Annotated in this window: 8 protein-coding genes; 1 reads left to right on the top strand and 7 read right to left on the bottom strand. The window is 71.8% G+C overall.

Annotated elements, in window-relative coordinates:
• Positions 1-24: 24 nt before the first annotated feature.
• Complete coding sequence (locus tag HZS56_RS35930; protein ID WP_216725006.1) at positions 25-1,200, top strand: winged helix-turn-helix domain-containing protein; 1,176 nt, start codon at positions 25-27, stop codon at positions 1,198-1,200.
• Positions 1,201-1,216: 16 nt separating this feature from the next.
• Here HZS56_RS35930 and HZS56_RS35925 read toward each other — a convergent pair whose 3' ends face one another.
• From HZS56_RS35925 to mtnA, 7 genes are all read right to left on the bottom strand, one after another.
• Positions 1,217-1,975, bottom strand: a complete 759-nt coding sequence (locus HZS56_RS35925; RefSeq protein ID WP_216725005.1) for a response regulator — start codon at positions 1,973-1,975, stop codon at positions 1,217-1,219.
• Between the two features lie 227 nt (positions 1,976-2,202).
• Positions 2,203-2,895: a ribosome hibernation-promoting factor, HPF/YfiA family gene (gene hpf / locus HZS56_RS35920; protein WP_216725004.1), complete on the bottom strand. Its 693-nt coding sequence runs from the start codon at positions 2,893-2,895 to the stop codon at positions 2,203-2,205.
• Between the two features lie 287 nt (positions 2,896-3,182).
• Positions 3,183-4,187, bottom strand: a complete 1,005-nt coding sequence (locus tag HZS56_RS35915; protein ID WP_216725003.1) for a ComF family protein — start codon at positions 4,185-4,187, stop codon at positions 3,183-3,185.
• Between the two features lie 135 nt (positions 4,188-4,322).
• Positions 4,323-6,170, bottom strand: coding sequence for an LpqB family beta-propeller domain-containing protein (locus HZS56_RS35910; RefSeq protein ID WP_216725002.1), 1,848 nt, complete (start codon positions 6,168-6,170; stop codon positions 4,323-4,325).
• Complete coding sequence (gene mtrB / locus HZS56_RS35905; RefSeq protein WP_216725001.1) at positions 6,160-8,340, bottom strand: MtrAB system histidine kinase MtrB; 2,181 nt, start codon at positions 8,338-8,340, stop codon at positions 6,160-6,162. Before mtrB ends, HZS56_RS35910 begins: the two co-directional genes overlap by 11 nt.
• 1 nt (position 8,341) lies before the next feature.
• Positions 8,342-9,031 carry a two-component system response regulator MtrA gene (gene mtrA / locus HZS56_RS35900; protein ID WP_003975799.1) on the bottom strand — a complete coding sequence of 230 codons (690 nt, stop codon included), beginning with the start codon at positions 9,029-9,031 and terminating at the stop codon, positions 8,342-8,344.
• Between the two features lie 4 nt (positions 9,032-9,035).
• Positions 9,036-10,181, bottom strand: a complete 1,146-nt coding sequence (mtnA, locus tag HZS56_RS35895) for an S-methyl-5-thioribose-1-phosphate isomerase (protein WP_216725000.1) — start codon at positions 10,179-10,181, stop codon at positions 9,036-9,038.
• Between the last annotated feature and the right edge of the window lie 320 nt (positions 10,182-10,501).

Raw genomic sequence — 10,501 nt, 5'->3', positions numbered from 1 at the left:
ACCCACCCCCTATCGTGCGGACGCATGACGACCCTCCCGCCCCCCGCCACGGAACTGTCCGCAGACGAGGCCCGCCGCCTGGCGCTCCGCGCACAGGGCTTCCTCGGCGCCCCCGACCGCCGCGCAGGCGTCCGCGGCGTCCTCCGTCACCTGGGCGCGGTGCAGCTCGACACCATCTCGGTCCTGGCCCGCTCCCACGAGCTCATCCCGTACGCCCGCCTGGGCGCCGTCGGCCGCAGGACGGTCGAGGACGCCTACTGGAAGGACACCCACGCCTTCGAGTACTGGTCGCACGCCGCCTGCATCCTCCCCATCGAGGAGTGGCCCCACTTCGCCTTCCGCCGCCGTGCCTACCGCGACCGCCCGCACTGGAACCACCACCTCCCCGACGGCGACTACGACCGCGTCGTCAAGCAGCTCCGGGCCGAGGGTCCCCTCACCGCCACGGACCTGGGCGGCGCGAAGAGGACCAGCGAGTGGTGGGACTGGTCGGGCACGAAGGTCGCCGTCGAGCGCGCGCTCATGTACGGCGAGGTGGTCTGCGTCGAGCGCCGCGGCTGGAAGCGGGTGTACGACCTGGCCGAACGCGCCGTCCCGGCCGCGCTGCTGCACGACGACCTGGACGACACGGAGTGCCTGCGCCGCCTGGTCCGCCTGGCCGGCCAGTCCCTGGGGGTCGGTACGCGCGCGGACATCGCGGACTACCACCGGCTCAAGGCCGAGCAGGTCGACGCCGTGATCGCCGACTCGGGTCTGGTGCCGGTCACCGTGCAGGGCTGGGGCCGTCCGGCCTGGGCCGATCCCGCGGCCCTGGCGACGCCCCCGCGCGGCCGGCACCGCACGACCCTGCTCTCCCCCTTCGACTCCCTCGTCTGGGAGCGGGCGCGTACGGAGCGGATCTTCGGCTTCACCCACCGCCTGGAGGCGTACGTGCCCAGGCAGAAGCGGGTGCACGGCTACTTCGCCATGCCGGTGCTGGCGGGCGGGCGGCTCGTCGGCCGTGTGGACCCGGGGCGTGACGGGCGCACGCTCGTCGCCAGGCAGGTGACAGTGGACGGTCCCAAGGCCGCTCCCGCGGTGGCCCAGGCCCTGGTGGAGGCGGCGAGCTGGGTGGACTGCACGGACGTGCGCGTGGAGCGTGTCGATGCGCCGGACCTGCGCGAGCCCCTCACTGCGGAGCTGGCCCGCCTGCTCGCCTGACCCGGTCGGGACCGGGTCACCGGATCTCGAGAATCTTCTCCCGCATCGCGTACACCACGGCCTCCATCCTGGAGTGCAACTGCAGTTTCTCCAGGATGTTGCGGACGTGGTTCTTCACGGTGTTCTCGGAAATGAACAGTTCCTTGGCGATGTCCCGGTTGTTCATTCCCGTGGCGACGAGTTTGAGGACCTCAAGCTCGCGGTCGGTGAGCCGCGGTGCGGGCACCAGCCGGCGTTCGTCGGTCCGCTGGATCATCGACTTGAACTCGGTGAGGAGTTTCGACGCCATGGACGGACTGATCTGGGACTGTCCGTCGGCCACCGCGCGAATGGCGGTGGCCACCTCGTCGGTCGAGATCTCCTTGAGGAGGTATCCCGTCGCCCCCGCCTTGATCGCGTCGTAGAGGTCGGCCTCTTCATCGCTTATCGTGAGCATGATGATTTTGGCACTGGGAGCCACCTCCTTGATGGAGGTGCAGGCTTCGATCCCGCCCCGCTTGGGCATGCGCACATCCATCAGGACGATGTCAGGCAACAGATCGGCGGCCTTCTCCACGGCTTCGGCGCCGTCCCCGGCCTCCCCGACCACCTGGATGTCCTCCTCGGCCGCGAGCACGATCTCCAGACCGCGGCGGAAGAGGGCGTGGTCGTCCACGACCAGGACCCTGATCGGCTCCTCGCGCGCAGTGCCCGCCTCCGGGCCCATGCCGACGGCCCCGTCGTCGATCCCGTGGTCGACGCCCGCGACCCGCATCGGTCCGAAACTGTCCGCCATCGTTCCTCCCCCTGAAGGCTGTGGCCCGTGGTGCTGAGCCATCGCCAACCCAGAGCAACGACCCACCGGTTGGGCCGTTGCCGCCATGATTCCATGCCCGGCCGACAGCGGGGTGCCCGAACGGGCGGCGATGGGGGTCGCACACCCTCGCGCACCGTCGCACACCGGTGCCCCTGGGGGCGCACACGCGCTCCAGGGGCACCGGTCCGCTGTCGGCCGGCGGTGCGTCAGCCGCCGAGCGCGTCGCCCGCGTCGGGGGCGTGCGCCTGGGTGACCATCGTGTCCGTGGTGAGGTGGATCACGCCGTAGTCGTAGGCGTGCCGCCGGTAGACGACGCTGGGCTCCTTCGTCTCGGAGTCGACGAACAGATAGAAGTCGTGCCCGACCAGCTCCATCTCGTAGAGCGCCTGGTCGAGGGACATCGGCGCGGCCACGTGGGTCTTCTCCCGGACGACGAGCGGACCGTCGCCCTGGACCTCCAACGAGCCGATCCTCTTGGTGGGTACGCCGTCCTGCTTCTCCTGCGGGACGACGTGGCCGTTCCCGTTGAGCGTCGCCGCGCCCGGTACGTGGTCGGCGACCTCTGCCGCCGAGATCCGGCGTGCGCCGCGGCGCGAGAAACGCTTGTCGTGCTGCTTGCGCAGCCGTGCGCCGAGCTTCTCCGCCGCCAGGTCGAGCGCCGCGTACGGGTCGCTCGCCGCTGCCTCCGCCCGGATCACCGGACCGCGGGAGCGGAGCGTGATCTCCACTCGGTCGCAGCGGTCGGCCTGCCGGGGGTTCGGCTCCTTGGACACCTCGACGTCGAGGCTGATCACCTTGCCATCGAGCTTCTGGATCTTCTCCAGCTTCAGCTTCTCGGCCACGTGCTTCCGGAACCGCTCGGGCACCTCGGTCTTGCGGCCCTTGACGACGATGTCCACGCAGAACTCCGTTCCCGGATCGCCCCGCTTCCACGGCGGAGCATCTCCTTTTCGCACCAGGTTCCGGATCAGCCGGAACCTCGGACTCGGTGACGTCCACCTCCTCCCCCGCGGGCGGGTTCTCCACTCCACCGGTGCGGGTGATGACGGTGAAAACCCGCAGCACGGCATTCGGATTCGAGAGGTGTGGCCTGCGGCTTTGCCTCACAACCGAACATATCTCGCCCGGAGGGATGCCGTCACCCTCTACCGCGGGGTACCTCCGTTCCAGTGAATTGACCCTCTTATCACCTGCAACGATGCAGGCTCTCAGTCAGTTCCGGTTTATTTTCGAAAGAATCCGGTGGAGCGGCGACCACTGCCGCGCAGATCACTTCACCGATCACGCCACCGCCTCCGTTCGGGCCCGCCATTTCGGGCCCCGGCTTCCGTTCCTCTCTGCCTTCCCCCGGCGCCGACGGATACACAGGCGATCTCGCCGCCCAGTACGTGCCGGACCCCTGCCCCGACTCAGCCGGCCCGGCCCGTACCGGAACTCCGGCTCCGGCCCGCTCCGCGACGACCCCCTCACCGACCGCCGTCGCCGCACGCACCGCACGTGCCGCCTCGGCCAGCGACGCCCCCGTCGTCATCAGGTCGTCGACCAGAACGACCGGCCCACCGCCGCACAGCAGCCGACCGCCGCCCCGGACCACCGCGAGCGCCCCGGTGAGGTTGACCAGCCGCTGCCGGGCGTCGAGGCCCGACTGGTCGGCCACGGCGTGCCGTTGCCGCAGCACGGCGAGCGCCCGGGCGGACGTCCCGGTCCGCCGCAACTCCCCCGCCGCGGCGAGAGCGATGCGCCGCGCCGGGTCGTGCCCCCGCGTCCGCACCGCCCGGCGCGCCGACGGCACCGGCACCAGCAGCACCGGCCCAGGCAGCGACTCCGGCACCGGCTCAGGCCCGCGGAAGGCGTCCCCGTCTGCGGTGCCCGTGCCCGACTCCCGCAGGGCCGCCCGCACCGCTCCCGCCAGGGCCGCGCCGAGCGGAACCGTCAGGGCGAGCGCGCCCCGCTCCTTGTGTGCCAGCAGCACGGCCCGCACCTCGTCCTCGTACGGCGCCGCCGCGTGCACCCTCGGCAGCCCAGGGGGCTCCGGCACCGGCCGGACCCGGAGCGGCGCGGCCCCACTCAGCGCCGTACGGCACCGCGGACACAGCACCTCGCGGACGCCGCCGCACCCACCGCACTCGGCCGGCAGCACCAGGTCCGTGAGATCCCGCCACCATCGCCGTAATCCCCGTAAGCCCCGCAACTCTCGTACTTCGTGTGATTCCTGTGATTCCCGGCATCCCCGCATGGCCACCACTGTGCCGTGCCCTGCGAGACCCCGCCAGGCCTGTGGAAAACCCTCACGGGCGGCCTGTGGAAAACCCGGACGCCGGACGCCTCACCCCGGGTAGACCGGCGCCGTCCCCTCCGTCACCTTCTGCCACTGCAACCCTGACGGCAGCCGCACGATCAGGTCCGCCGAGTACGCCACGAGCGGCAGCCGCTCGTCCTCGGTCGCGGCGATCTCCGCGACCCCGGTCAGGGCCGCGGGCACCGAGACCTCCGGCGTCGACCCGTCGACCTGGACGTATCCGATCTGCTGGACGCCACCGCGTTCACGTCCGACCACCACGAGCCGGCTGTCCCCGGCCCACGACATGGCCGTGACCTCTTCGAGTTCGGGCGTCGCCGAGCGCAGTTCCAGGACGGTGACAGCGGCCTCTTCGGCGCTCCTGTCGTCCCGTTCGATGCGTCCGATCAGCAGCGACCGCTTGCCGCCCTTCTCCACGATCAGCGCGATCCGCACCCCGTCGGCCGCCACCCGCACGGCCTGTACCCGGCCGTCCAGCCCCGGCGTGCGGACCTCCACCGGATCTCCCGCGCCCGCCTTGAGCAGCAGCAGCCGCGGGTCGGCCGGGTCCCGGTCCGCGATCCACAGGTCCCCCTGCGCATCCCAGCTGGGCGGCGTCAGCCGGTCGTCCTCCGCCTCGCCGTTGCTGACCAGCACGGGCTCGCCGAGCGAACCGCCCGGCACCAGCGAGGCCACGTACAGCGCCTTGTTGTCGAGGCCTATACCGGCGGCGCTGTGCTCGTCCCGCGCCACCGCGACCGCCCGCAGCGCCTTCTCGCCCTCGCCCAGGGGGCCCGGGACGGGCTCCGGACGGGTTCCGTTGCTGCCCGCCGCGATCCTGACCACGCTGTTGTCCTCGTCGACGAAGTAGAGGTAGTCGGGACGCTGCGCCGAGCCACGCGTGGCGACCGTCTCGGCCCGGTCCTCGGTGAGCGAGCACAACTGCTCACCGCCCGAACTCAGTTCCACCTCCTCCACCGCGGGTGTGAGGTTCTGCAGCGTGAAGAGGAGCTGTGCGGCCATCTCGTCGCACTTCTCCTCACTGACTCCGGCCGCCTTGTCGTTCAGCGGCACCGTGAGCCTGCTGCGGTCGTCGGGCGCCAGCGAGCCGACGTTCTCCGCCAGCGCCGTGCCGGTCGGGAAGCTTGACCTGACCACGGGACCGAGCAGGCTCGTCGGCCCGCTGATCAGCGAACGGACCACGTGGGTCATGGGGTCCACGCGCCGGCGCACGTACACGGGGTCGGCGACGGCCGCCGGCTGCGGCCTCGTCCCCTCGTCGGCGTCCGCCCGCACCACGGTGTTCGAGGCGAAGTAGTACCGGTTGACCGACATGTAGTTGCGCTGGAAGTCGGACTTGCCCATGACGACACCCGGCGGCAGCGCGTCGATGCGCCACTGCCCGCTCTTGCCGTCCCGGGTGAGGTGCACCGACTTGCGGTACGAGCCCTCGGCCGGCGAGTACGACCGCTGCGCGTCCACCGTGGCCACCTTGGTACCGGTCAGGGTCACCGAGTAGTCGTTGGCATCCTCGCGGCTGCCCGAGTGGTCGGACTCGGTCCCCGGCCCGCCCGCGAGCACCGTCGCCGACTCGTCCGGCTGCCAGTTCTTCGCGGCGTCACCGGTCAGGTACTTGCGCGCCGTCTCGTAGTGGGGATCGTCGCTGGTCAGCGCCTCCAGGAAACCCTGCACGATGTCGGATGGCGGGGCGTTCTCCCGCGGCGGCATCGCGAACACCCGCACCTGAGGATCCTGCCGGGGCGTGGAGTCCACTCCGCGCAGGTCCCCGTCGTCGGGCATCGACGCGCACCCCGCCAGCAGTACGGCACCGCAGACGGTGTACGCCATGACGCGCGCCGGCATCCGCCGACCGCCTCCCCCGCGGTCAGCGCCCACGAGATGCCTCCCCTTGCCTGCTCGGGTCCTCCGGCCCGGTGTCCGGGCGACTCGCCGTCCTCGTCGCGGGTCCGTCGTCCTGTCTCCGGGTGCCCGACACGGGCCTCGGCACCACGCGCGCACCGTTGCCGGGAAGTGCCGTGGGATCGGCCGTGGGAGCCACGGCCGGGCGCGGGGGTATCGGTCCCCGCGCGGAGGACGCCTGCCCGGCCGGCGCCTGTGCCGGGACGCCGGCCGTCTTGTCCGCGGCCCCGGTCGCACCGGTGCCGGCCGGACCGGTGCCGGCCGCACCGGTGTCGTGGAGTTCCTGGTTGCGTCGTGAGTCCGTCGGCTCCAGCGGTATCGGCGAGCCCCTGAGCGGCTCGTCCGCGGTCCTCGGCAGGGTCAGCCGGAACTGCGAACCGCCCCCCGGCTCACCCCAGGCCTGCAGCCAGCCGCCGTGCAGCCGCGCGTCCTCCAGCGCGATCGACAGGCCCAGTCCGGTGCCTCCGGTGGTACGCGCGCGTGCCGGGTCGGCCCGCCAGAAGCGGCTGAAGACCCGCGTGGCCTCGCCCGGTTTCAGTCCGACGCCGTAGTCGCGCACCGCTACCGCCACCGCGCCGCCGGCCGCGGCGAGTTTGACGACGACGTCGCGCCCCTCACCGTGCTCCACCGCGTTGACGACGAGGTTGCGCAGGACGCGCTCCACGCGCCGTGCGTCCGCCTCGGCCACCACCGGCTGCTGGTCGCCCAGGACGCGCACCTGCGTGCCCTTGCGCTCGGCGAGTGGCTCGGCGCCGCCGACGACCCTCCGTACGACCTCCCTGAGGTCTATGGGCTCCGCTTCCAGGGCCGCGGCGCCCGCGTCAAAACGGCTGATCTCCAGCAGGTCCGCGAGCAGTGTCTCGAACCGGTCGAGCTGGTCGGCGAGGAGTTCCGCCGACCGCGCGGTCACGGGGTCGAAGTCCACGCGCGCGTCATGGATGACGTCGGCGGCCATCCGCACGGTCGTCAGCGGCGTCCGCAGCTCGTGCGACACGTCGGAGACGAACCTCCGCTGCATCCGCGACAGGTCCTCGAGCTGACTGATCTTGAGCTGGAGGTTCTGCGCCATCTTGTTGAAGGCCTCGCCGAGCCGGGCGATGTCGTCCTCGCCGGTGACCTTCATCCGCTCCTGCAGCCGCCCGGCGGACAGCCGCTCGGCGATGCTCGCCGCCATCCGTACGGGCGTGACGACCTGGCGCACCACGAGCCACGCGATGGCCCCGAGCAGTACGACGACGAAGAGCCCCGCCGTCGCCAGCGTGCCCCTGACCAGGCTGAGCGACTTCTCCTCCTGGGTGAGCGGGAAGAGGTAGTAGAGCTGGTACGGCTCGCTGTTCGGGTCGTTGACCTGCTTGCCGATGACCAGGCCGGGCTGGGACGCCTGGTCGGAGCTGTAGACGATGCGGGTGTAGCTCTGGGCCGCCGCCGTACCGCCTTCGACCCGTTCCCGCAGGTCCTCGGGGACGCTGACCGCCCAGTCGACCGACCCGGAGGCGCGCGGGCCGCGTCCGCTGCCGCTCTCGCCTCCCATGGGAAGGGTGACGACGTCGAAGGCGCCCTGGCCACCGCTGGAGAGCGACTTCACCAGTTCGCTCATCCACTGGATGACGTTCTGCGAGGGGCGCCCGTCGACGGGGGCGTTGTCGTCGCCGTCGACGCTCGCCGATTCCTCCGCCCTCTGCTTCGCCGCCGTGAAACCGCCGGTGGCCTGGCTCTGCGAGGCCTTCACCTTGGCGTCCAGCAGGCCGTTGCGGACCTGTCCGATCACCACGAAACCGAGCAGCAGCACCACGCCCAGCGACATCAGCAGGGTGGTGACGACGACCTTGAGCTGGATGTTGCGCCGCCACAGCCGCATGACGGGCAGCAGCGGCCGGCGCACCCAGCGCATGAAGAGGCGGAGCACCGGGCTGCCCTGCACGCCGCCGTGCAGCAGCCCGCCCTCCAGCAGGCGGCTCCAACGTGAGACGGGAGGCTCGTGACCGCGTGGCTTGTGGCCGGGGGGCTCGTGTCCGGAGGGCTCGTGACCGGGGGGCTTGTGCCCCGCGGGGCGGCCGGGGAGCTTGCGGCCGAGAGGCTCGTGGGCGACAGGCCGCCCGGCGCGGGCCCCGGACCCGGGCGCCGAAGCGGCACTGTCCCTGGCCATGTCAGCTCGGTCCGGCCTTGTAACCGACACCGCGGACGGTCACCACGATCTCCGGCTTCTCCGGGTCCTTCTCGACCTTGGAGCGCAGCCGCTGCACATGCACGTTGACCAGGCGGGTGTCGGCCGCGTGCCGGTAGCCCCAGACCTGCTCGAGGAGCACCTCCCGCGTGAACACCTGCCACGGCTTGCGGGCCAGCGCCACCAGCAGGTCGAACTCCAGCGGCGTCAGCGCGATCGACTGGCCGTCCCGCTTCACGGAGTGCCCGGCTACGTCGATGACCAGGTCACCTATGGCGAGCTGTTCCGGTGCCGGTTCCTCCGACCTCCTCAGGCGTGCCCGGATACGGGCCACCAGCTCCTTCGGCTTGAACGGCTTCACGATGTAGTCATCGGCGCCCGACTCCAGCCCGACCACGACGTCGACGGTGTCGCTCTTGGCCGTCAGCATCACGATCGGCACACCCGACTCCGCCCTGATCAGGCGGCACACCTCGATGCCGTCCCGACCGGGCAGCATCAGGTCGAGCAGCACCAGGTCGGGCTTGGTCTCCCGGAAGGCGGCCAGCGCCTTGTCGCCGTCGGCTACGAAAGACGGCTCAAAACCCTCACCACGCAGCACAATGCCGAGCATCTCGGCCAGTGCGGTGTCGTCGTCGACGACAAGGACTCGTCCCTTCATAAACGACATCATCCCATTAGCTAATCGTTACCTGGCGTGACCTGGCACACAGCTCCGCGAGGGCCTCGCTGGTCACGGGCGAGACCGCGCCCTCCTCGGTGACGATCGCCGTCACCAGCTCGGGTGGCGTCACGTCGAACGCCGGGTTGTACGCCTGGGTCCCCAGGGGTGCCACCGGAATCCCGCCTCCCGCTCCCGCCACCGGCACCTGCGGTGCTGTGACCTCGGTCACTTCATATCCGGGGCGCTGTTCCACCTCGATGGACGCCCCGTCCGGCGTGTCCGGATCCACCGTCGTGACCGGTGCCACCACGATGAACGGCACATGGTGGTAGCGCGCGAGCACCGCGAGCGGATAGCTCCCCACCTTGTTCGCCACCGAACCGTCGGCCGCGATGCGGTCGGCACCGATGAGCACCGCGTCCACCTCACCCGCCGCGAAGAGCGAACCCGCCGCGTTGTCCGTAAGCAAGGTGTACGCCATGTCGTTGCGGGCCGCCTCGTATGCCGTCAGGCGAGCACCTTGCAGCAAGGGACGCGTTTCGTCCACCCACAGGCGACGCAGCCGCCCCGCGCGGTGTGCCGCGAGCGCCACCGCGAAGGCCGTTCCCTCACCCCCCGACACCAGCGAACCGGTGTTGCAGTGGGTCAGAACGCGGTGCCCGCCGGCGGGCAGCAGCTCGTCCAGCAGCCGCAGCCCGTGTGCGGCCATCCGCGCGCCGGCCTCGGCGTCCTCCCGGTGCAGCGCCCGGGCCGCGGTCAGTGCCGCGGCGGCCGCCTGGCGGGTGTCACCGGTCCCGGCCAGCGCCTCCTGGTGGGCGGCCCGCGCCCGGCGCACGCCCACGGCGAGGTTCACCGCGGTGGGACGGGCCCCCTCCAGCGCTGCCGCCGCCTCGGCCACCTCGAAGCCCCGCACGGCGGCGAGCGCGACCCCGTAGGCACCCGCGATGCCCAGCAGCGGTGCCCCGCGCACGGCGAGCGAACGGATGGCCTCCACGAGGGCGGCCGGGTCCGTGCAGACCAGCTCGACCTCCTCGGCCGGGAGCCTGGTCTGGTCCAGCAGCACCAGCACCGGCCCCTCGGGAGGTTCCTCCCAGCGGAGCGCCGCCGGTATCCCGGTCGGCCGCCTGCCCTCGCCGCTTCGCGCGTCTCGATCAGCCATGCGGTCAGTCTGCCCTCTGGACGGCGGACAATTGAAGGTGCGCTGCCCGGACCGCGCCCGGTCCGCAGCCGACCACCCCATGGCACGATGGCTGCCAACCTGCCGCCGCCGCGACCGCGGACGGGCACCGTGAAGGAGCGACGATGAACGACACTCCGGGCTGGGCCTCGCCCGGATCCGCCCCGTCCGACGGGCGGGAGCCCGGCGCGTCCGGCCCCGCCGACCGCCCCGACGGCCCCGACCAGCCCCCGCAACCCGCGGACCGGCCCGGTGCGGAACCCGCGAGCCCCGGCACGAAGTGGTCCAAGGAGCAGCCGCCC

The organism is Streptomyces mayonensis, from assembly GCF_018982965.1.
Classification (GTDB): domain Bacteria; phylum Actinomycetota; class Actinomycetes; order Streptomycetales; family Streptomycetaceae; genus Streptomyces; species Streptomyces mayonensis.
This window is presented reverse-complemented; position numbering and strand designations above follow the sequence as displayed.